At 62.9% G+C, this 21,971-nt stretch carries 20 protein-coding genes; 4 read left to right on the forward strand and 16 right to left on the reverse strand.

Features of this window, described 5'->3' with window-relative positions; all coding sequences use genetic code 11:
• Positions 1 to 32: 32 nt before the first annotated feature.
• From NCT05_RS00565 to NCT05_RS00600, 8 genes are all read right to left on the reverse strand, one after another.
• Positions 33 to 1,205 carry an ABC transporter substrate-binding protein gene (locus NCT05_RS00565; RefSeq protein ID WP_250480763.1) on the reverse strand — a complete coding sequence of 391 codons (1,173 nt, stop codon included), beginning with the start codon at positions 1,203 to 1,205 and terminating at the stop codon, positions 33 to 35.
• A gap of 237 nt (positions 1,206 to 1,442) precedes the next feature.
• Positions 1,443 to 2,609, reverse strand: coding sequence for an ABC transporter substrate-binding protein (locus tag NCT05_RS00570; protein ID WP_250501581.1), 1,167 nt, complete (start codon positions 2,607 to 2,609; stop codon positions 1,443 to 1,445).
• A 521-nt stretch (positions 2,610 to 3,130) separates the two neighbouring features.
• A complete protein-coding gene (locus tag NCT05_RS00575) occupies positions 3,131 to 4,102 on the reverse strand; it encodes a branched-chain amino acid ABC transporter permease (RefSeq protein ID WP_008352433.1) in 972 nt (323 codons plus the stop codon).
• Complete coding sequence (locus tag NCT05_RS00580; protein WP_008352432.1) at positions 4,102 to 4,986, reverse strand: branched-chain amino acid ABC transporter permease; 885 nt, start codon at positions 4,984 to 4,986, stop codon at positions 4,102 to 4,104. Before NCT05_RS00580 ends, NCT05_RS00575 begins: the two co-directional genes overlap by 1 nt.
• Before the next feature lie 96 nt (positions 4,987 to 5,082).
• Positions 5,083 to 6,303 (reverse strand): ABC transporter substrate-binding protein, encoded by a 1,221-nt coding sequence (locus NCT05_RS00585; RefSeq protein ID WP_008352431.1) that lies wholly within the window; start codon positions 6,301 to 6,303, stop codon positions 5,083 to 5,085.
• A gap of 78 nt (positions 6,304 to 6,381) precedes the next feature.
• Positions 6,382 to 7,143 (reverse strand): ABC transporter ATP-binding protein, encoded by a 762-nt coding sequence (locus tag NCT05_RS00590; RefSeq protein WP_008352430.1) that lies wholly within the window; start codon positions 7,141 to 7,143, stop codon positions 6,382 to 6,384.
• Entirely contained in the window at positions 7,140 to 7,919 is a 780-nt protein-coding gene (locus tag NCT05_RS00595) for an ABC transporter ATP-binding protein (protein WP_250501582.1), read from the reverse strand. Before NCT05_RS00595 ends, NCT05_RS00590 begins: the two co-directional genes overlap by 4 nt.
• A 348-nt stretch (positions 7,920 to 8,267) precedes the next feature.
• Complete coding sequence (locus NCT05_RS00600; protein ID WP_250435356.1) at positions 8,268 to 9,944, reverse strand: GMC family oxidoreductase; 1,677 nt, start codon at positions 9,942 to 9,944, stop codon at positions 8,268 to 8,270.
• A 131-nt stretch (positions 9,945 to 10,075) separates the two neighbouring features.
• On the opposite strand from NCT05_RS00600, the gene NCT05_RS00605 reads away from it, so the two are divergent.
• Together NCT05_RS00605 and NCT05_RS00610 are read left to right on the forward strand one after the other, a co-directional pair.
• Positions 10,076 to 10,978, forward strand: a complete 903-nt coding sequence (locus NCT05_RS00605) for a LysR family transcriptional regulator (RefSeq protein WP_008352425.1) — start codon at positions 10,076 to 10,078, stop codon at positions 10,976 to 10,978.
• A 106-nt stretch (positions 10,979 to 11,084) separates the two neighbouring features.
• Positions 11,085 to 11,618 (forward strand): class IV adenylate cyclase, encoded by a 534-nt coding sequence (locus tag NCT05_RS00610; protein WP_008352423.1) that lies wholly within the window; start codon positions 11,085 to 11,087, stop codon positions 11,616 to 11,618.
• On the opposite strand, the gene NCT05_RS00615 is transcribed toward NCT05_RS00610, so the two are convergent.
• Together NCT05_RS00615 and NCT05_RS00620 are read right to left on the reverse strand one after the other, a co-directional pair.
• A complete protein-coding gene (locus tag NCT05_RS00615) occupies positions 11,573 to 12,079 on the reverse strand; it encodes an Lrp/AsnC family transcriptional regulator (RefSeq protein ID WP_008352422.1) in 507 nt (168 codons plus the stop codon). The two genes, NCT05_RS00610 and NCT05_RS00615, sit on opposite strands and share 46 nt — an antisense overlap.
• A 249-nt stretch (positions 12,080 to 12,328) precedes the next feature.
• On the reverse strand, positions 12,329 to 12,559 hold the full coding sequence (locus NCT05_RS00620) for a DUF3717 domain-containing protein (RefSeq protein ID WP_008352420.1): 231 nt from the start codon (positions 12,557 to 12,559) through the stop codon (positions 12,329 to 12,331).
• 178 nt (positions 12,560 to 12,737) lie between these two features.
• On the opposite strand from NCT05_RS00620, the gene NCT05_RS00625 reads away from it, so the two are divergent.
• Both NCT05_RS00625 and NCT05_RS00630 read left to right on the forward strand, forming a co-directional pair.
• On the forward strand, positions 12,738 to 13,424 hold the full coding sequence (locus NCT05_RS00625) for a response regulator transcription factor (RefSeq protein WP_008352418.1): 687 nt from the start codon (positions 12,738 to 12,740) through the stop codon (positions 13,422 to 13,424).
• Between the two features lie 80 nt (positions 13,425 to 13,504).
• On the forward strand, positions 13,505 to 14,959 hold the full coding sequence (locus NCT05_RS00630; RefSeq protein ID WP_175979872.1) for a sensor histidine kinase: 1,455 nt from the start codon (positions 13,505 to 13,507) through the stop codon (positions 14,957 to 14,959).
• A gap of 50 nt (positions 14,960 to 15,009) precedes the next feature.
• On the opposite strand, the gene NCT05_RS00635 is transcribed toward NCT05_RS00630, so the two are convergent.
• From NCT05_RS00635 to NCT05_RS00660, 6 genes are all read right to left on the reverse strand, one after another.
• A complete protein-coding gene (locus tag NCT05_RS00635) occupies positions 15,010 to 15,531 on the reverse strand; it encodes an SET domain-containing protein (protein ID WP_075583516.1) in 522 nt (173 codons plus the stop codon).
• A 128-nt stretch (positions 15,532 to 15,659) separates the two neighbouring features.
• Entirely contained in the window at positions 15,660 to 16,772 is a 1,113-nt protein-coding gene (locus NCT05_RS00640) for an NADH:flavin oxidoreductase/NADH oxidase (RefSeq protein ID WP_008352415.1), read from the reverse strand.
• A 91-nt stretch (positions 16,773 to 16,863) separates the two neighbouring features.
• Entirely contained in the window at positions 16,864 to 17,586 is a 723-nt protein-coding gene (locus NCT05_RS00645) for a glutamine amidotransferase (protein ID WP_239294375.1), read from the reverse strand.
• 153 nt (positions 17,587 to 17,739) lie between these two features.
• Complete coding sequence (locus NCT05_RS00650) at positions 17,740 to 18,384, reverse strand: MarR family winged helix-turn-helix transcriptional regulator (RefSeq protein ID WP_008352413.1); 645 nt, start codon at positions 18,382 to 18,384, stop codon at positions 17,740 to 17,742.
• Between the two features lie 734 nt (positions 18,385 to 19,118).
• Positions 19,119 to 20,231, reverse strand: a complete 1,113-nt coding sequence (locus tag NCT05_RS00655; protein WP_008352412.1) for a YbdK family carboxylate-amine ligase — start codon at positions 20,229 to 20,231, stop codon at positions 19,119 to 19,121.
• 40 nt (positions 20,232 to 20,271) lie between these two features.
• Positions 20,272 to 21,474, reverse strand: a complete 1,203-nt coding sequence (locus tag NCT05_RS00660) for a cation:proton antiporter (protein WP_008352411.1) — start codon at positions 21,472 to 21,474, stop codon at positions 20,272 to 20,274.
• Positions 21,475 to 21,971: the final 497 nt, after the last annotated feature.

Raw genomic sequence — 21,971 nt, forward strand, 5'->3', positions numbered from 1 at the left:
AGGAACGCGCGGGTAAGGCGCGTTCCACGACATCAGTCGTTCAGCAGCTTCCACTTGCCGTCGACGATCTGCACCATCACGCGCGCGCGATTGTCGAAGCCGTTGTGATCGGTCGGCGTCATGTTCATGATGCCGTGCGACACCGGCAGATCCTTGAGGTTTTCGAGCGCCGCGCGCAGCGCTTCGCGGAACTCCGGCGTGCCCGGCTGGCCCTTCTTCAGCGCTTCGGGAATCGCGCGCTGAAGCATCTGCCCGGCGTCCCAAGCGTGGCCGCCGAACGTCGACAGCGAACCCGCGCCGTAGGCCTTCTCGTACGCGTCCTTGTACGCCGCCGACGACTTCTTAACCGGATTGCTCTCCGGCAATTGCTCGGTGACGAGCACCGGACCGGCGGGCAGGATCTCGCCCTCGCAATCCTTGCCGCACACGCGCAGGAAGTCGTTGTTGGCGACGCCGTGCGTCTGATAGACCTTGCCCTTGTAGCCGCGCTCCTTCAGCGCCTTCGCCGGCAGCGCGGACGGCGTGCCCGCACCCGCGATCAGCACCGCGTCGGGGTTCGCGCCCATCGTCTTCAGCACCTGGCCGGTCACGGACGTGTCCGTGCGGTTGAAGCGCTCGTTCGTGACGATCTTCAGCTTGTGCGCCGTGGCCGCTGTGTTGAACACGTTGTACCAGCCGTCGCCGTAGGCATCGGCGAAGCCGATGAAGCCCACGGTCTTCACGCCGTGCTTCTCCATGTAGCTCGCGATTGCATCGGCCATGAGCGCGTCGTTCTGCGGCGTCTTGAAGACCCACGCTTTCTTCGCGTCCATCGGCGAGATGATCGCGGCCGAGGCGGCCATCGAGATCATCGGCGTCTTGCCCGCGGCGGCCGGGTCGATCATCGCGAGCGAGTTTGGCGTCACGGTCGAGCCGACGATCGCATCGACGTGATCTTCGTCGATCAGCTTGCGCGTGTTCTGCACGGCTCGGCTCGTGTCGGAACCGTCGTCGAGCACGATCCATTCGACCGACTTCCCGGCGATTTCCTTGGGCAACAGCGCGACGGTATTTTTCTCGGGAATCCCGAGCGATGCCGCCGGTCCCGTCGCCGAGAGCGTCACGCCGATCTTCACTTGCGCGAGCGCCGCGCCCGCGCCCGCGAACACGCTGCCCGCGATGGCGAGCGCGATGCCGGTCTTGATCCATGCCTTCTTCGTTTTCATTGCTTGTCTCCAAACGCGCACACTGGCGGTGCGTTGCTGCGAGTTGTTATCGATGCGACTTTCGAGGCCAATCAAAGAGCCGCCCCAATCTATTTACCGCGATACTGCGTGCCAAGGCTCGTTTTCCCTGACCGTTGCGCCCTCTTCTTCGTCGGGGCTTTCGTTGCACAACGCAGAAAAAAGGCGCGTTCGAAACGACGCGCCTTTTTTTCTCGAATCAGTTCACATGCGATTGCGTCAGTTGCCCGAGAGCTTCCACTTGCCGCCTACGATCTCCACCATCACGCGCGCGCGCTGGTCCAGTCCGGAGTGATCGTTGGGGCTCATGTTGAAGATGCCGTGCGATGCCGGCAGATTCTTCGTCTCTTCGATGGCCGCGCGCAGCGCTTCGCGGAACGCCGGCGTGCCGGGCTGGCCCTTCTTCAGCGCAATGGGAATCGCGCGCTGCAGAATGAGGCCCGCGTCCCACGCGTGACCGCCGAAGGTCGACACCGAACCCGCGCCGTAGGCGCCTTCATACGCTTTCTTGTACGTGAGCGCGGCCTGCTTCACGGGATTGCTGTCGGGCAACTGCTCCGCGACGAGCAGCGGTCCGGCGGGCAGGAACGTGCCTTCGCAATCCTTGCCGCACACGCGCAGGAAGTCGTTATTGGCGACGCCGTGCGTCTGATAGATCGTGCCCTTGTAGCCGCGCTCCTTGAGCGTCTTCTGCGGCAGCGCGGCCGGCGTGCCCGCGCCCGCGATCAGCACCGCGTCCGCGTTCTGCGACATCGTCTTGAGCACCTGGCCCGTCACCGATGCGTCGTTGCGCGCGAAGCGCTCGTTCGCGACGATCTTCAGCTTCGCGAGATCGGCCGCTTTCGAGAATTCCTTGAACCAGCTCTCGCCGTAGGCATCGGAGAAGCCGATGAACGCGACCGTCTTCACGCCATGATTCGACATGTGCTGCGCGATCGCGGTGGCCATCAGAATGTCGTTCTGCGGCGTCTTGAAGACCCACGCCTTTTTCGCATCCATCGGTTCGACGATGCTCGCGGCTGCGGCCATCGAGATCATCGGCGTGTGCGTTTCAGCGGCGATGTCGGTCATCGCGAGCGAGTTCGGAACGACGGTCGAGCCGACGAGCGCATCGACATGATCTTCGCTCGTCAGCTTGCGCGCGTTTTTCACGGCCTGCGTGGAATCGGTGGCGTCGTCGAGAACGATGTATTCCACCTTCTGCCCGGCGACCTCCTTCGGAAGCAACGAAACGGTGTTCTTCTCGGGAATGCCAAGCGACGCCGCCGGGCCCGTTGCCGAAACCGTCACGCCGATTTTCACGTCCGCCAAAACCTGATCGCTGATTACCGCCGATAATGCCGCGACGGCCATTGCGACCGCCTTTCCGCGTAATGCCAACTTCATTGATTTGCGCCCCGTAAATCGTGCTTATGCGTAAAGAATCGCCTGCGAATATGTCCGTGATTCGCGCCGCTTCGAATCGCCGACCGACGGGTCGGGAAATGCAGTTTAGCGGACGAAAGCGCCGGGCAGCAAGCGTTTTGAAGGGTCTTCCCGGGCTTCGAACGTTGTTTTTTCAGCGCTTTTCCGACGACGCCGCACGCATCCCTAAACCCTCGGGAAAAACCCCGCCTTAAATCCGTCGAGGGATTAATTCGTATTATCGACGGGCAAATAAAAAAGCGCTGTTGGACTCATCCAACAGCGCTTTTCGGTCGGGCACTTCGTGCCTCATGTCTCCTCGTTCTCCACCTCAAAAATCTGGGTGCAACAGAACTAGGACGCATGTTAAAGAACGCAACAGTGCCCGGCAACCTAGCATTTACCCTAGTGGTGCACAAAAGCACCTCAACGGGGCGTATTTCTTGCAATACAGCGCGCTTCTCGCGAAGCCCCAATTAATTCGCAATTCAAAGTAAATCGCTTCAGCCTTGCAGCGGCCGAACCCGCGCAACGATCTCCCCGACAATTCCGCGACGGAACGCCAGCACGCACGCGATGAAGATGACGCCCGTCACGATCGTCACCGATTCGCCCAGCGAGTTGAACCATGTTACGCCCGTGAGCCGCGCGATGCCGCTGCCGATATCGCCGAGCCGGTCTTCCAGCGCGACGATGATCGCCGCGCCGAGCAGCGGGCCGAACATCGTGCTCATGCCGCCGACGAGGGTCATCAGCACGACGAGGCCGGACATCGTCCAGTGCGCGTCGCCCAGGGTTTCGAAGCCGAGCACGAGCGTCTTCGTCGCGCCCGCGAAACCCGCGAGCCCCGCCGACAGCACGAACGCGAGCAGCTTGTAGCGCGACGTGTCGTAGCCGAGCGAAATAGCGCGCGGCTCGTTCTCCTTGATCGCGATCAGCACTTGCCCGAACGGCGAATGCACGATGCGCACGATCAGCGCGAACGCGAGCAGCATCACCACGAGCACGACGTAATACAGCGTGATGTCGTTGCCGAGATCGATCGCGTTGAACAGCTTGCCGCGCGGCACGCCTTGCAGACCGTCTTCGCCATGCGTGAACGGCGCCTGGAGGAAGACGAAGTACACCATCTGCGCGAGCGCGAGCGTGACCATCGCGAAGTAGATGCCCTGGCGCCGAATCGCGATCAGGCCGGCGACGAGACCGAGCAGCGTCGCCGCCGCCGTGCCCGCGAGCACGCCGAGCTCCGGCGTGAAGTTGAGCGTCTGGATCGCGTAGCCGGCCACGTAGCCCGCGGAAGAGAGGAACATCGCGTGCCCGAACGACAGCAGCCCCGTATAGCCGATCAGCAAATTGAACGCGGCTGCGAAGAGCGCGAAGCACAGCACTTTCATCATGAACAGCGGATACACGCCGACGAACGGCGCCACGATCAGGCCGATCAGCAACAGGCCGTAGAGCGCTTTTCTCTGCATCATTTTTCCTTGCCGAAGAATCCTGCCGGGCGAATCATCAACACGATCGCCATGATGACGAAGACGACCGTCGCGGACGCTTCCGGATAGAACACGCGCGTCAAGCCTTCGATCACGCCGAGCAAGAGACCCGTGAGGATCGAGCCCATGATCGAACCCATGCCGCCGATCACGACCACCGCGAACACCGTGATGATCATCGACTGGCCCATCAGCGGCGACACCTGAATCACCGGCGCCGCAAGCACGCCCGCGAACGCCGCGAGCGCGACGCCGAAGCCGTAGGTGAGCGTGATCATCATCGGCACGTTGACGCCGAACGCCTCGACGAGCTTCGGATTCTCCGTGCCCGCGCGCAAATAAGCGCCGACGCGCGTCTTCTCGATCACGAACCACGTCGCGAAACACACGACGAGCGACGCCACGACCACCCACGCGCGATAGTTCGGCAGGAACATGAAGCCGAGATTGGTCGCGCCTTGCAGCAGCGACGGCACGTCGTAAGGCTGCCCCGACGAACCGTAGATCGAGCGAAACACGCCTTCGATCACGAGCGTGAGGCCGAACGTGAGCAGCAGCCCGTAGAGATGATCGAGCTTGTAGAGCCAGCGCAGCATCGATCGCTCGACGAAAACGCCGAACAGCCCGACGATGACGGGCGCGAGCACGAGCATCGCCCAGTACGGGACGTTGAAGTAGGAAGCGCCCATCCATGCGAGCATCGCGCCCAGCATGAAGAGCGCGCCGTGCGCGAAGTTGATGACGTTGAGCAAGCCGAAGATCACCGCGAGCCCGAGGCTCAGGATCGCGTAGAACGAGCCGTTCACCAGCCCGAGCAGCAGCTGGCTCATCATCGCGGCGAGTGGAATGCCGAAAATTTCCATTGAACCTGCCGTCAGAAACGTGTTGACGCGGTTGCGGCGGCCGAGCGGCCCTCTTGGCCGCCCGCCTCGCGAACGCGCTGAAGCACCGCCGAACGCTTACTTCCAGAGCTTGCAGCGCGACTCCGCCTTCGTGCCGAACGCCTGATCGCCCGGAATCGTCGCGGTGATCTTGTAGTAGTCCCACGGCTCCTTCGATTCCGACGGCTTCTTCACTTCCATCAGATACATGTCGTGGATCATCGAACCGTCTTCGCGGATGTAGCCCTTCGCGTAGAAGTCGTCGATCTTCGTCTTCTTGAGCTGCGCCATGATCTTGTCGCCGTCGGTCGTGCCCGCCGCCTTCACCGCGTTCAGGTAGGCCATCACGGCGGAATAGTCCGCTGCCTGCAGGCTCGACGGCATCTTCTTCATCTTGCCGAAGTAGCGCTGCGCCCATTTGCGCGTGTTCTCATCCTTGTTCCAGTACCAGCTGTCCGTCAGGACGAGACCCTGCGTCGTTTCGAGCCCGAGGCTGTGGATATCGTTGATGAAGATGAGCAGCGCGGCGATCTTCATCGACTTGGTGATGCCGAATTCCTTCGCGGCCTTGATCGAGTTGATCGTGTCGCCGCCCGCGTTCGCGAGGCCGAGCACCTGCGCCTTCGATCCCTGCGCCTGCAGCAGGAACGACGAGAAGTCCGACGCCGACAGCGGATGACGCACTTCGCCGAGCACCTGGCCGCCGTTCGCCTTCACGACGTCGGCCGTATTCTTTTCGAGCGCCTTGCCGAACGCATAGTCGGCGGTGAGGAAGTACCACGTCTTGCCGCCCTGCTTCGTCACCGCGGAACCGGTGCCTTTCGCGAGCGCCATCGTGTCGTACGCGTAGTGCACCGTGTACGGCGAGCATTGCTCGTTGGTCAGGTTGTCCGCGCCCGCGCCGATGTTGATGTACGGCGTCTTCTTCTCCGCCGCGACTTGCGCGGTCGAGAGCGCCGTCGCCGAATTCGTGCCGCCGATGATCGCGTTCACGCCGTCGCGGTCGATCCATTCACGCGCGCGCGATGCCGCGATATCCGCCTTGTTCTGGTGATCCGCATAGACGAGTTCGATCGGCTTGCCGTTCACCTTGCCGCCGAAGTCCGCGATCGCCATGCGAATGGCTTCGAGGCCGCCCTGGCCGTCGATGTCCGCGTAGAGGCCCGACATGTCGGTGACGAAACCGATCTTCACGGTGTTGCCGTCGGCGGCGTTGGCGCTCGTGCTCATCACCGCCACACTCGCCGCCGCAGCCGCAAAGCACAGAGTAGAGAGGCGCGCGAGGGTCTTCTTTTTCATTCCAGTCTCCATGAGTTTTGATTTGTTGCGGTGTTACTGGTGTTGCCCTTCTTTCCGGCGTGCCGCGTTCGGGATCGATTACACCCCGAGCAATTCGTGCAGCACCGGCATCTTCGCTTCGAGTTCCCCCGCGCCGAAATGCTCGACGATGTTTCCGTGCTCCATCACGTAAAAGCGGTCCGCGAGCGGCGCCGCGAAACGAAAATTCTGTTCGACCATGACGATCGTGTAGCCGCGCGACTTCAGCATGAGGATCATGCGCGCGAGTGTCTGCACGATGACCGGCGCGAGACCTTCCGAGATTTCATCGAGCAGAAGCAGATTCGCGCCCGTGCGCAGAATGCGCGCGACGGCCAGCATCTGCTGCTCGCCGCCCGAAAGACGCGTGCCCTGGCTCGCGCGGCGCTCTTTCAGGTTCGGGAACATCGAATAGATCTCGTCGAGCGACATCGCGTCCTTCTGCTTGCCGATGAGCGGCGGCAACAGCAGGTTTTCCTCGCACGACAAGCTCGAAAAAATGCCGCGCTCCTCCGGACAATAGCCGACCCCGTAATGCGCGATCTTGTGTGTGGCGAGCCCGATGGTTTCGTGTCCCGCGACGCGAATCGAGCCCGTCCTGCGACCGGTCAGGCCCATGATGGCGCGCAGCGTCGTCGTGCGGCCCGCGCCGTTGCGGCCGAGCAGCGTGACCACTTCGCCGCGATTCACCTTGAGGTCCACGCCATGCAGAATGTGCGATTCCCCGTACCACGCCTGCAATCCCGAGATTTCCAGCGCGGGCACATTGCCCGCCGCGCCGTTCGCCTCGCGCGAGCGGCGCTCCTCCACGATCGTACTCATGCATGCGCTCCGGTGAGCGCCGCATCGGCGCTGCCCATGTAGGCTTCCATCACGAGCGGATTCTTCGACACTTCCGCGTAGCTGCCTTCGGCCAGCACTTCGCCGCGCTGAAGCACGGTGATGGTGTCGGAGATGCCCGCGATGACGTTCATGTTGTGCTCGACCATTAGGATGGTGCGGCCCGCCGATACCTTCTTGATGAGCGCCGTCACGCGGTCGACGTCTTCGTGGCCCATGCCTTGCGTCGGTTCGTCGAGGAGCATGAGTTCGGGCTCCATCGACAGCGTGGTCGCGATCTCCAGCGCGCGCTTGCGGCCGTACGAAAGCTCGACAGTTCTGGTATCGGCGAAATCGGTGAGGCCGACTTGCGTGAGCAGATCCATCGCGCGGTCGTTGAGCGCGTCGAGAGAACGCTCGCTGCGCCAGAAATGAAACGACGTACCCAGTTGCCGCTGCAAGCCGATACGCACGTTCTGCAGCACGGTCAGATGCGGAAACACGGCGGAAATCTGAAACGAGCGGATGATGCCGCGCCGCGCGATATGCGCCGGCCGCTCGCGCGTGATGTCCGTGCCGTTGAAAACGATCTGGCCCGCAGTGGGTTCGAGAAATTTGGTGAGCAGGTTGAAGCAGGTTGTCTTGCCTGCGCCGTTCGGTCCGATCAGCGCATGGATCGAACCGCGGCGAACGCGCAGGTTCACGCCATTCACGGCCGTGAAGCCTTTGAATTCCTTCGTGAGTCCTCGCGTTTCAAGAATGGTGTCGCCGAGAATCATGTCCCCTTCCATGCGAAGTGAGACGCTGGGGCAAACTCTGTTCGCCTGCGCCTTATTTTTTCTTTCCGCGCGCACCCGAACGTTGTCTCCATTCCGGTACTGCTTCGCTTCGCGCGTCGCTGTTGCGGCCGCACAAAGTGTGCACGTGGCATGCCGAGCATCACTAATTCCGGGGCCATTGTCGCGCCAATGATGCAGCGCAATCATTGGGATTTGCACTTACTAACGATTTGCTTGGAGTCCCGCCGCATGCACGTTATGGGGGCATGGGGAATGCTTACGCAGGGCGCAAATAAGCGATGACTGATCGAGCGTCATGCGCGCGTCATGCATACGTCATTCATCACGTCACGCGAGCGCCGTCGCGATCACTTCCTGCGCTTCGATGCTGCGCCGGTCTTCGCGGATCATGTCGCTCGCGCGCTCGGCGATCATCAGCGTCGGCGAATTCGTATTGCCCGATGTGATCGTCGGCATCACCGATGCATCGACGACGCGCAGGCCGCGCACGCCGATCACGCGCAGGCGGCTGTCGACGACCGCCCCCGGATCGTTGTCCGTGCCCATGCGGCATGTGCCGACCGGATGAAAGATCGTCGTGCCGACCTTGCCCGCCGCTTCGACGAGTTCTTCCTGCGTCTGAAACTGAATGCCGGGCAAGATCTCTTCCGGCGCATAACGCGCGAGCGCGGGCGCGCCGGCGATGCGCCGCGTGAGGCGCAACGCATTCGCGGCGACTTCGCGGTCGCGGTCCGTCGACAGATAATTCGGCGCGATCAGCGGCGCCGCATGGGCATCGGGCGATTCGATATGCACGCTGCCGCGCGATGTCGGCCGCAGATTGCACACGGATGCCGTGAACGCATTGAACGCGTGCAGCGGTTCGCCGAAGCGTTCGAGCGACAAGGGCTGAACGTGATACTGCACGTCGGGGCGCTTGATCGATGCATCGTCGGGATTGGACTTCGCGAACGCGCCGAGCTGCGATGGCGCCATCGACATCGGGCCGCTACGCAACAGCGCGTATTGCATGCCGATGAAAAGCTTGCCCCACCAATGCGCGGACAACGTGTTCAACGTGCGCACGCCGTTGACCTTGTACGCCATGCGCAATTGCAAGTGGTCCTGCAGATTTTCGCCGACGCCGCGCAGACTCTTCACGACATCGATGCCGAGACGCTGCAGACGCGCGCCATTGCCGATGCCCGAGAGTTCGAGAATCTGCGGCGAATTCACCGCGCCCGCGCTGAGAATCACTTCGCATCGCGCGCGCGCGATGTAATCGACATCGCCGCCGCGATACTCCACGCCGACGCAGCGCGCGCCTTCGAACACGAGGCGTTGCGTGTGCGCGCCGGTGATCGTCGTGAGGTTCGGACGCTTCATCGCTTCACGGAGAAAGGCCTTCGCCGCATTCCAGCGAATGCCGCCGCGCTGATTCACTTCGAAATAACCGACGCCCGTGTTGTCGCCGCGATTGAAGTCATCGGTCGCGGGAATGCCGCTCTGCTGCGCGGCCTGCGCGAAGGTTTCGAGAATCTTCCACTTCAGACGCTGCTTCTCGACGCGCCATTCGCCGCCCGCGCCGTGCCATTGGTTGCCGCCGCCGTGATGATCCTCGCTGCGCTTGAAGATGGGCAGCACGGAATCCCACGACCAGTTCGGGTCGCCGCTGACATGCGCCCAGTCGTCGTAGTCCTCGCGCTGGCCGCGCATGTAGATCATGCCGTTGATCGACGAGCATCCACCGAGCACGCGCCCGCGCGGATACGACAGCGCGCGTCCGTTCAGGCCCGGTTCGGCCTGCGTCTTGTAAAGCCAGTCCGTGCGCGGATTGCCGATGCAATACAGATAGCCGACCGGAATATGAATCCAGTGATAGTCGTCCTTGCCGCCCGCTTCGAGCAGCAGCACGTTCACGTCGGGATCTTCGGTTAGGCGATTCGCGAGCACGCAACCCGCCGTGCCCGCGCCGACCACGATGTAGTCGAATTCACCTTCCAGCTTGCGCGCGTTCTGTTTCATCGCTTGTCTCCGTGGCGCGCCGTCTTGTGCGGCGTCTTTGGCTTGCAGATCAACCGAGCGTACTGCGGGATGCGCTTGCGAATCCAATCAGATATGTTCAACTGGGATATAAGAAGCTTTAATATCAGCCGATGGACTACATTCTTCTGCGCGCCTTCATCACCGTTGCACGCGAAGGCAACCTCACGCGCGCGGCGGCGCAACTGCATCTGACGCAGCCGGCCGTCAGCCTGCAGATCAAGAATCTGCAGGAGATGCTGGGCGTCGTCCTGTTTTCGCGGACGTCGCACGGACTTTTGCTGACGCGCGATGGCGAAGCGCTCCTGCCGCACGCCGAACGCGCGCTCGCAGCCGCCGCCGACGTGCAGCGCGCCGCTGCTGCGCTGCGTCACGAAGTGAGCGGCACGCTGCGCATCGGCACGATTCTCGATCCCGAGTTTCTGCGGCTCGGCGGATTTTTGCGTCAGCTCGTGGAGACGCATCCGCGCATCGAGACGTCATTGCGGCACGGCATGTCGGGCTGGGTGCTGGAGCGCGTGAGGGCGCGTGATCTCGACGTCGGCTATTACATCGGCGATCCGGCCGTCGACGGCACGCGCGACGGCGAGCGCTTTCACGTCGTCAGGCTGACGCCATTTCTGTATCGCGTGCTTGCGCCGGCGGGCTGGCACAACCGCGTCAACAAAGGCAAGCGCAACTGGGCCGCGCTCGCCAAGCTGCCGTGGATCTGGACGCCGCAGGAATCCGCGCATAACCGGCTGTTGTCGCGCCTCTTCCGCGAGGCGGGCGCGATGCCGCTCGTCGTCGCGGAAGTGGATCAGGAGCCGTCGATGCTCGATCTCGTGAAATCGGGCGTCGGTCTGTCGCTCGCGCGCGATTCGATCGCGCTGGCGCAGGCGCACGCACACGCGCTGACGATCGTCGAAGGCGTCACGGTGCCGACGCAGTTGTCCTTCGTCGCGCTCGCGGAACGTCGCGATGAACCGGCGATCGCGGCGGCGCTGCGGTTGATCGACGCGCAATGGTCCGTCTGAGGGCAAATCCCGACTTCGCGGGCAAGGACTTTCAAGCGCGCTTCATCGATCGTCTGCTAGGCTGGGCGCTCGCTTTTTTACATCCAACCGTGTTCGAGGAGTCTTCATGGCACGCAACATCGAAATCAAGGCGCGCGCGCATCAGTTCGACGCACTGCGCGAACGCGCGGCCGCGCTCGCCCCCGATGCGCCGCTGGTTTTCCGCCAGCAAGACTTCTTCTACGACGTGCCGACCGGACGCCTCAAGCTGCGCCAGTTCGACGACGGCACGCCATCCGAGCTGATCTTTTATCAGCGCGACGACCGCGACGGCCCGAAAGTCTCGTATTACACGCGCAGCCCGGTGACGAATCCCGAGGCGATGCACGCGCTGCTCGCGCAGGCGCTGACGACGCGCGGCATTGTCTCGAAGGAACGGCATGTGTTTCTCGTCGGGCGCACGCGCATTCATCTGGACCGCGTGGACGGTCTCGGCGATTTCATCGAGCTGGAAGTGGTGCTCGGCCAGGACGACGACGAAGCCGGCGGCGAAGAAGAAGCTCACGCGATGTTCGCGCGTCTCGGCGTGGCGCAGACCGATCTCGTGCCGCTCGCTTACGTCGATTTGCTCAGTCCCGAGGCGTCGTCGTCGGCGAGATGAGAAAGCGGCAGCGGACCGTTGCGCTTGAACGTCGTCAGCACGATGTTCGAGCGCACGCTGTCGACGCCCGGCACGCGCATCAGCTTCTTCATGACGAAGCCTGAAAGCGCGTTCAAATCGGGCGCGACGATGCGCAGCAGGTAATCCGCATCGCCGACGGTCGCGTGACATTCGAGCACTTCGGGCAGCATTTCGATCTGCTGCTGAAACTGCTCGATGATCGAATCGCCGTGATGCTTCAGCTTCAAACTCGTGAACGCCGTCACGCCCAGGCCGAGCTTTTCGGGCCGCAACACCACCCGATATCCTTCGATCACGCCCGTCGCTTCGAGGCGCTGCAGGCGCCGCCCGATCTGCGACGGCGAAAGCGGCACCTGCTCGCCCAGTTGCTGATGCGTCGCGCGCCCGAAGCGTTGAAGCACGTCGAGCAGGGCGAGGTCGAAATGATCGAGTTCGAGCATGAGGCGGATACGCGCGGTAGCGGTGATGAATGCGACTTTATCGCATGGCAGCGGGTGCCCTCACAAACCCTTTGCGCAAAGGGGCCGTTTCGCGCGCGTTTTACGAATTCCTTGCAGCGGCAAACAAGGTAACGCGCATGTTACCAACCATGACACCGCGAAAGGCCGGATTTCATACGGAAAGACGCTAATTCGGGATAAACGCAAGCCTTAAAACAGCAAATAGAAAGCTCGATCGTCAGTTACCTTTCAGTCTCGACTACCATTCCTGAAGCGCTCGTAAGCTTCCCAGGCGGCGCGAGCCTCGTCGTCCAGTTGCTCGGGCGGCAGCCCGGATTGACGCTGTACAATCAGCAGCGCATAGGGCCTGGACAGCGCGCTCGCTTCCTTGCAGAGGCTGAGTTCGTCGCCGCTCGACGGGGAGCGGCCGCGCCAGTAGTTGATCGCGGCTTCGAGTTCGTGGATCGGGATGACAGCCATGTCCGGGCAGAAATACATTCGGTGTACGGCCGCTCGCGGCTTCAGAAAAACAGGTCGCGCACGCCGCATGAGATGTGAGTTTTGAACCGGCTCGAGCCCGCGCCGCACGCCGCGCATGTGACCATGCCGCCGACCGCCCCGCCCGCTAGAGCTCAACCCATTGTACTTGAGCGACTCCATGCGAATCCTTCTGATCGAAGACGACCGCCCCATCGCGCGCGGCATTCAAAGCAGCCTCGAACAATCCGGCTTCACGGTCGACATGGTGCACGACGGCATCTTCGCCGAACAGGCGCTCGCGCAGAACCGCCACGAGCTCGTCATTCTCGATCTCGGCCTGCCCGGCATCGACGGCATGACGCTGCTTTCGCGTTTCCGCCAGGGCAATCGTCACACGCCGGTGATCATCCTCACCGCGCGCGATGAACTGCACGACCGCGTGCAAGGCCTGAACAGCGGCGCCGACGACTACATGCTGAAGCCGTTCGAGCCGCAGGAACTCGAAGCGCGTATCCGCGCGGTGATGCGACGCAGCGGCCCGCACGGCGACGTGCCACGCCCCGAAGTGTCGCTCGGCGGCTTGCGCCTGTCGGGCGTCGATCGCCGCATCTTCAACGACGAGCGTCCGCTCGAACTCTCGCCGCGCGAATTCGCCGTGCTCGAAATGCTGTTGCTGCGTCACGGCCGCGTCGTGAGCAAGGCGCAGTTGCAGGATCATCTGACGCACTTCGGCGGCGATCTCGGCGATACGGCCATCGAAGTGTATGTGCATCGCGTGCGCAAGAAACTCGAGAACACGCGCGTGGAAATCGTGACGGTGCGCGGCTTCGGCTATCTGCTTCAGGAGATCCGGCAAGCGGCGTAACGCTTCTGCCGTAAAACGCCTTGCGATTTCCCACTCGCCGCGCGGGCGACCAGCGTTTCGCCCGCGAAGACTGGCTCGATCTGGCGCGGTCGAAAGCCGCCGAGACGCCGGCGCCGCCGAGTCTGCGGCGCACGCTCCTGCGCCGCCTCGCCGCGCCGCTGTCCCTGCTCGCGCTGATGTCCGGCCTCATGGCCTACTGGCTCGCGTGGCAATACACGCAGCACGTCGTCGACCGCTCGCTCGCGGATCTCGCGACGGCCATCTCCAAGCAGATCCAGCTCGCCGGCGTCGATGCGCCCGTCACCGTGCCGCCGCTCGCGCAGGCGATGTTCTCGGATCCCGTCGAGCAACTCATCTACCGCATCAGCACGGGCGATGAGGAAATCGCCGGGGAACCCGATCTGCCGCTCACCGGCACCAACGTGCGGCGCATTCACTACGCGTACGTCTTCGAGACGCACTTCGAGGGCGTCTCCGTGCGCGCGGCGCAAGTGCGCGTGCCGCAGCCGACGGGCAATCCGATCGTCGTCGAAGTGGCGCAACGCGTGGGTTCGCGATATCGGATCGCGGTCGAATTTCTCATCGCGATCATGATGCCGCTGCTGTTGCTGCTGCTCGCCGGATGGGTGATCGTGTGGCGCGTCGTGAATCAGCAGTTGAACCCGCTCACCGATCTCGCCGACGCGCTCAATCAGCAGACGCACATCTCGCTCGAACCTGTCGACGAGACTTACGTGCCGAGCGAAATCCGCCCGCTCACGAGCGCGATGAACGGCCTGCTCGTGCGCCTGCAAAGCGCGCTCGATGCGCAACGCAAGTTCATCGCCGATGCCGCGCATCAACTGCGCACGCCGCTGACGGCGGTCAAGCTGCACGCCGAGCAGGCGCTCAGTTCGCGCGATCCCGCGAAGGCCGTCGAAGCGGTGAAGGAGTTGCGCGCATCGGCGGACCGGGCGGTGCGGCTGTCGAATCAATTGCTTTCGCTCGCGCGCGCCGAGCCGGGCGAACAGGCGGCGCGCTTTTCCGATTTCGATCTGGCCGCGCTCGCGTTCGAAACCGGCGCGGAATGGGTGCCGCGCGCCCTCGCCGCACACGTCGATCTCGGTTTTCAGCGCCTCGACGATCCCGAGAACGAACATCCGCTGATCGTGCGCGGCAATGTCGTGCTCGCGCGTGAGGTGCTCGCGAATCTGATCGACAACGCGCTCAAGTACATTCCGCCGTTTCGCATCGAAGGCGCGCGCATCACGATGTCGGTCACGGAATGGAGCGACGCGAACGGCCGGCGCTTCGGCGAAGTCGTCGTGGAAGACAACGGACCAGGCGTGCCGCCGGATCAGCAAGGCGATCTTTTCAAGCGCTTTTTCCGCGGCGACGGGCAAAACGTCGAAGGCGGCGCGGGCCTCGGACTCGCGATCGTTCACGACATCATGGTGCTGCACGGCGGCACGGTGCATTACGAAGATGCGCCCGAAGGCGGCGCGCGCTTCATCGTGCGCATGCCGCTGAAGGAAGACAAACCGGCGGCGGAATAAAAAAGAGCCACGGGTTTCGGTCCGTGGCTCTGTCCGGTCTTAAGCGCGGCTTACTTCTTCTTTTTCGCCTTCTCTTCTTTCAGCGCGAGCATCGTGCCGCGGCATTTCTTCGCGCCGCATCGGCATTCGTATTCTTTCTTGAGCTTCTTGGTGATGCGGCCGTCGATGACGAGACCGTAGTCGTAATTCAGCTCTTCATCCGCCTCGATGTCGCGCAGCGCGTGGATGAACACGCGCCCTTCGACTTCCTCGGCCTCGCAATTCGGCGCGCACGAATGATTGATGTACTTCGCGCTGTTGCCTTCGATCTTGCCGTCGATCACGCGGCCATCGTCGAGTGCGAAGTAGAACGTGTGATTCGGCTCGTCGGGATTGTGCGGATGGCGGCGCAGCGCTTCCTTCCACGAAATGCGCTCGCCCTTGTACTCCATCACCTTCTCGCCGGCGGCGATCGGCTTCACGGCAAACACGCCTTTACCGTGCACGCCGGAGCGGCGAACGGTGACCCTGCGTGAACTCATCGAACGAATCCTTAAATAACGCTTCGCTCCCGCGCGATCGGGGATGAACATCGGGACAAAAAAAACGCGGTGGCTTCGATGCCGCCGCGTTCGCTCGTTGAACGCTCGCGTCCAACACACCGGTATCCTACACTCCCGGCGCGCGTCTGCTCAACCGTCCGGGCGATGCGCGCAACGTTTCAGCGCTGGCCGATTGTGATCTCGCCAAAGAGGTTCTTCTGGTCGCGCGGCTGCGAGCGCCAGTACTGCGGCGGCGCCGTGACGGTCGCGCCGAGCTCGGCGGCGGCGTGCCACGGCCAGCGCGGATCGTAGAGCATCGCGCGCGCCATCGCGACGTAGTCCGCCTTGCCGCTCGCCACGATTTCTTCTGCTTCCTTCGCCTCCGTAATCAGTCCGACGGCGACAGTGTTCACGCCCGTCGCTTCCTTCACGGCCTGCGCAAACGGCACCTGATAGCCCGACGACAACGGAATCTTCTGCAACGGCGAAACGCCGCCCGACGATACATCGACCCAGTCGACGCCGCGCTTCTTCAACTCCGCTGCGAACGCGATCGTGTCTTCGATGCTCCAACCGCCTTCGACCCAGTCGGTCGCCGAAACGCGCACGCCGACGGGTTTGTCGGCCGGGAACGCGGCGCGCACGGCATCGAAGATTTCGAGCGGATAGCGCATGCGGTTTTCGAGCGAGCCGCCGTATTCGTCGGTGCGCTGATTGGCGATCGGTGACAGAAACTGATGCAGCAGATAACCATGCGCGCAATGCACTTCGATGCCGTCGATGCCGAGCCGCGCAGCCCGCTTCGCCGACGCGACGAACGCTTCCTTCACGCGGAGGAGACCGGCGGCGTCGAGCGCGAGCGGCGGCGTTTCTTCGGGCTTATGCGGAACGGACGACGGCGCGTAAGTCATCCACCCGCCATCGGCGACGGAAACCAGCGCTCCCCCTTCCCACGGCTTGCGGCTCGATGCCTTGCGGCCCGCGTGAGACAACTGCATCGTCACCGCGATCTTCGAATACTGGCGGATGGCGGCGAGCACGGGACGCAGCGCGGCTTCGGTGACATCGTCCCAGAGACCGAGATCGCCCGCCGTGATGCGTCCGTCCGGCTCGACGGCCGTCGCCTCGATGAACAGCATGCCCGCGCCCGACAACGCGAGCTGGCCGAGATGGATCATGTGCCATGCCGTGGCCTCGCCGCGCTCGGCGGAGTACTGGCACATCGGCGATACGAAGATGCGGTTCGGAAGTTCGAGACCGCGTAGGGTCGTGGGTGTGAACAACGCGCTCATGGCGGTGACTCGTCGATGGAAATGAAGCGATCGAGAATAGCACCGCCCTTCACGACACGCAGAAACGCCGATGGCTCATACCATCACACGTTCAGCGCGCATCCACGGTGAAGCGATCGAGCCACTCGCCGAACATCGCGCGGGCGGCGCGTTCGAGCTTCGCGCCGTGACGCGCGGTTTCCTCGCGCAACGCGGCGACCGTCGTGCCACTTTTCGCGACATCGCCCGGATAGGCAACGAGCCAGCTCTCGAAGCGCTCGACGAGCACTTCCGGATGACACTGCAGCGCGAGCACGTGCTCGCCCCAGGTGAACGCCTGATGCGCACACATATCTGTCGATGCGAGCAGCGTCGCGTCTTTGGGGAGATCGAAGGTATCGCCGTGCCAGTGAAAGACGGGCACGGACGCGCCTTCGGCTTCGAGATGCCGCAGCGCGGACGCGCGTCCCGCGTCGGTCAGCGTGAGCGGCGACCAGCCGAGCTCCAGCTTCCCCGACGGATACACCCGCGCGCCGAGCGCACGCGCGATCAGTTGCGAGCCGAGACAGATGCCGATGGTCGGCAAGCCCGCCGCGATGCGCTTTTCGAGCATCGAAAGCAGCGGCGCGAGATGCGGATAGTGCGCGTCTTCAAAAGCCCCGATCGGACCGCCGAGGACGACGAGCAAGGAAGGATCGAGCGGATTGGGCGCATCGATGCGCCCGCGCCCGACGTCCAGATAGCGCACCGGCAGGCCGCGGTCGCCGAGCACGAGTTCGAGGCTGCCCAGATCTTCGAAATAGACGTGGCGAATCGCCAGGACTTCATGTTTCATCGGCGGCTTTCCGTAGGTCGAGCGCGTGTGGCCCGGAACGAAGTTGTGACGAGCCGCGCCTCGCGGTGAGGCGCGACGGGCACAGTCTAACCGACTCGCCGCGGCCCCACAGCGCCGGATGACGCCGAATGGCTTGTACGCCGTCCGCCCGGATCAGGCGACCTGGGCGAAGACCTTCCAGCTTTTCTTCTGCGTGGCGACGTCGGCTTCTTCGTATACCGAACAGTCGAGACGCAGATCGGTGTCCGCCATGTCGATCTGAAGAAGCGAGCAGTGATGCGGCGTCTTCTTCGGATTCTTGCTCGCTTCGAAGTGCGAGCAGGACAGACACATGCGGTGCGCCGGAATCTGCTGTTGCGATTCGAGCTGACGGATGGTCTTGAGCAGCGTGCGGTAGAACGCAACCTGCTCGTCCTCGCGCAGCGTGCCGACCGCCTTCGCGAGGAAGTCCGGCCATTGCAGCGCCTTCTTCGCGGCCGTGCGGCCACGCGCGGTCAGACGAACCGCGAGCGCGCGGCCATCGTCGAGCGCGCGGCGCTTTTCGACGAGACCCTTGCCTTCGAGCGTGCTCACCGCATCGCTCGTCGTGGCGGCGGTCAACGCCGTTTCACGCGCGATCTCGCCGAGGCGCATCGGCCCCTTGCGCTGCATCAGCAGAACGAGAATTTCACCCTGGGTCGGCGTCAGCCCCGCGCCTTCCGCCCATTCCCATGCCTGGCTGCGCATCGCGGTGCTCAGCCTCAGCAGGCCGTGGGTCACCCGCCCCGTCGCCTGCTCTCCGTAAACGCCTTCACTCATAGTCTTTCGCTTGTTGTTCCGCTTATGTGTTTGACGGCACGTTCGCGCCGACCGCCGCGAACACCTCGTCCGAAACGCCGTCCGCAGAAGAGTACTCCGAACCCCTTGCGAGCTGCACTTCGTTCTCGGTCCCCGCCGTCTCAAAATTCAGGCGTGCCAAGCCAATTAGCGGTGCCTGATTGGGGACATTGCAACCCTCTTCGTTTTGCGCCTTCTTATGGTCCTGCTCGTGGCGCTGTTTTCCTGCCGACTATAACGCTACGCCAGCAAAGTCGCCATTCTAAGCGACCTAGAACAAACGTACACCTTAATTATCCATGCAGAACTGTGGATAACCCGTGGAAAAACGTCTTCTTTGTTTGTGGACGTATTCTTGATAACACTGCCGGCGCGTCGCACGCCCTTCGGTTGTCCAGAATTTCGTATCGCGACGAGCGCATGATCCACATGGTTATCATCGCGCTAGCACGTTGACTCTGAACCTCTTTTTGACGTTTTCCACAGCGACGCACCGGCCTTGTTAACTACTATTACGGATGTATACGGATTCTTCGAAGTAAACCTTAGCGACGTCGAATCGGTTCTTTTTCAAACGTTGCCGTGAGCGCGTTATTCCCGTTGCTCGTCAAGCACATGTTTCATTCGGCTCAAAAACAAAGGCCGCTTCGGAATAGTTCGAAGCGGCCTTTCGTCATGATTCGCTGAATTGCATCAGCGTAAGCGTAAGCGCTGCGTTATCGACGCCATTGCAGACATTGCTGTCTGACTGCCTCGTGCAGCGACTTCTCCTTGTCGACCACGCCGCGCAGCCACGTCGCGTCGTTCACGCCGCGCGCGATGTCCGCGACTTCCGCGAGCGCGGCCTGCGAGCCGAGCGCTTCGGCGTGCGGCGCGAGCACGTCGAGCGTTGCCAGAATGTCCTCGCCGATGGTCTGCCGCTCGCCCGTCTGCGGATGGATGCAGGTGCCTTCCAGCCCGAAGCGGCACGCCTCGAAACGGTTGAACGTGTAGACCAGATAGTCGTCCTCCCGCGGCGTCAGCGGCTTGTCCAGCAGCAGATAGCGCGAGAGCGTCTGGATGTAGCAGGCGATCGCCGCGGCACGGTCGACGGACAGCGGCGTGTCCATCACGCGCACTTCGATCGTGCCGAAGCCGGGCTTCGGCCGGATGTCCCAGTAGAAGTCCTTCATGCTGTTGACGACGCCCGTGTTGACCATCTTCGAGAAATATTCCTCGAAGCCGTCCCAGGTCAGCACGAAGGGCGCGCGTCCCGACAGCGGAAAAGCGAATACCGAGTTCAGACGCGCCGAGTGAAAGCCCGTATCGACGCCCTGAATGTAAGGCGACGACGCCGAAAGCGCGATGAAATGCGGGATGTAGCGCGACATTGCATGCAGCAGGAAGAGCGCGCTGTTCGGATCGGGACAGCCGATATGTACGTGCTGCCCGAACACCGTGAACTGTTTGGCAAGGTATCCGTACAGCTCGGAAATGTACTGAAAGCGCGGCGCGTCATAGATCTGGCGATCGCTCCATTGCTGGAACGCATGCGTGCCGCCGCCCGCAAGCCCGACGTTCAGCTGGTCCGCCGCGGCGACGAGCACGTCGCGGATCTTGCGCAGATCGGTCACGGCCTGCTCGTGCGTCGTGCAGATGCCGGTCGACAGCTCGATCATGCTTTCGGTGATTTCGGGCGTGATGTTGCCCGGAATCTTTTCGTCCTTGATGAGACGCATGAGGTCCGACGCGGCGCGCGTCAGATCGTAGTCATGCGTGTTGACGACCTGGATCTCCAGCTCGACGCCGAACGTGAACGGTTCGGAGTTGATGAAAGGTTCGAGTGCCATGGCGCCTCTTGAATGAACAATGCTTGAAGAGTACGGGCGCTTACTCGCGCCGCTCGCCCACCGCCGACAGGCTACGGTACACGACGAAAGGCGAGACGATCTGCAACACGACGATCGAGCACATGACGATCGCGCGCAACGTCGGGTCGTAGTCCGGATAGAGCACGTACATGTCGTCGACGAGCAGATACGCGAGCGCGGACATCGGCGTGAGCGCGACGCCGAGCGCCGCGCCCTGCTTCCAGTTGAGGCCGCTCGGTTTCGCGAAAATCAGCACGCCGACCAGCTTGCCGACGAAACGCGCAACGATCAGCCCGACCGCCGCAACGCCGCCGAGCGCGATGTCGCGCCAGTGAAACGATGTCAGCGTCAGCGCGAACAGGATCACGGTGAGCAGCCATCCGGCGGAACCGAAATGCGACGGCCACAGTTGCGGGCGTTCATCGGCGTTCTTCACGATGATGCCCGCGGCGAGCAGCGCGAGAATCGTCGACAGCTTGAAGATGTGCGCGATCGCGATCGCCAGCAGCACGAGCCCGAAGAGCGCGACGAACGAATGCTCGTCGTTCGCGGGCAGGCGTCGCACGAGCATGTTGCACGCGCGCGCGAGCAGGAACGCGAGCACGAGCGAACCGATCAGCAGATAAAGCGGCTGCAGGATCGTCGCAAACGCATTGCCGTAGATTTCCTGATGCAGCACGCCGGCCGCGAGCTTCTCGACGACCACCGCGTACATGCTGTTCAACGCCGTCAGCGTCAGGAGGCGCTGCGTGACCTGGCCTTCCGCGCGCAATTCGGTCTTCAACTGGATGACCATCGCGGGCGACGTGGCCATCGCGATGGATGCGATCACGACCGAAGGCATTGTCGGCACGTTGAGGAGCGTCAGCGCGATCAGCACGAGGCCAAACGTGAGCGTCGATTCGGCGATGCTCGACAGAATCAGATACGGATTGCGGCGAATCCAGCGCAAGTCGAGCCGTCCGCCCAGTTCGAAGAGCAAGAGCCCGAGCGCGACATCGAGCAGCGGCCGCGACAGTCCGCCCGCGCTCGCGTCGATGACGCCGAGGCCCGCGTTGCCGGCAATCAGCCCGATCACCGCGAAACCGGTGATGCGCGGCAAGCGCCACGCGCGCCACAGCAACTCGCCGGCGAGGCCCGCCGTGACGAGCGCGAGGCCGGCCCAGAGAATCGCGTCGGGTTCGAGCGGCCAGGCGGGCAAAAATGAAAATGCCGAATTCATCGTATGGGATTCTCCTTCGGTGCTGCAGCAGAGCGTGCACGTTCCGTTGCGTGACTCGCATCGGCGGCGCGCGCTCGCGGACGAGGCGCATCCGCCCGGCTACGCGAGCGTTGGTTCATTCAGGCGAATCGAAATGCGAACGAACACGGCGTCACGGCGGAACCGTGCACGAATTAGACGACGCGTCCGGCTGACGACGAGACGCCTTGCATGCCCTCAATGTCGCACCGGACATCTCCGATCCGTGTGACATGAGTGGCGCATGCGGCGCCCGCTCGGATGCCGGGCCGAACGCAGCAAACGACGGTTGCGGCTTCGTTGATCAGATTCTTGGCTCGCAACCATCGTTCCATTGAAGCGGACGCCATCTTGGAGAGGGCGCAACGCAGGAAGAAGCGCGATTGTGCCATACCTCGCGTCGCCCGGCAGAAAGTCCAAGCTCATGATTCTTATGAAGTAAAAGCGACTGCCAGGCTCGAACGCGAATGGCAAACCTG

Source organism: Caballeronia sp. AZ7_KS35, from assembly GCF_023631045.1.
Lineage (GTDB): Bacteria > Pseudomonadota > Gammaproteobacteria > Burkholderiales > Burkholderiaceae > Caballeronia > Caballeronia zhejiangensis.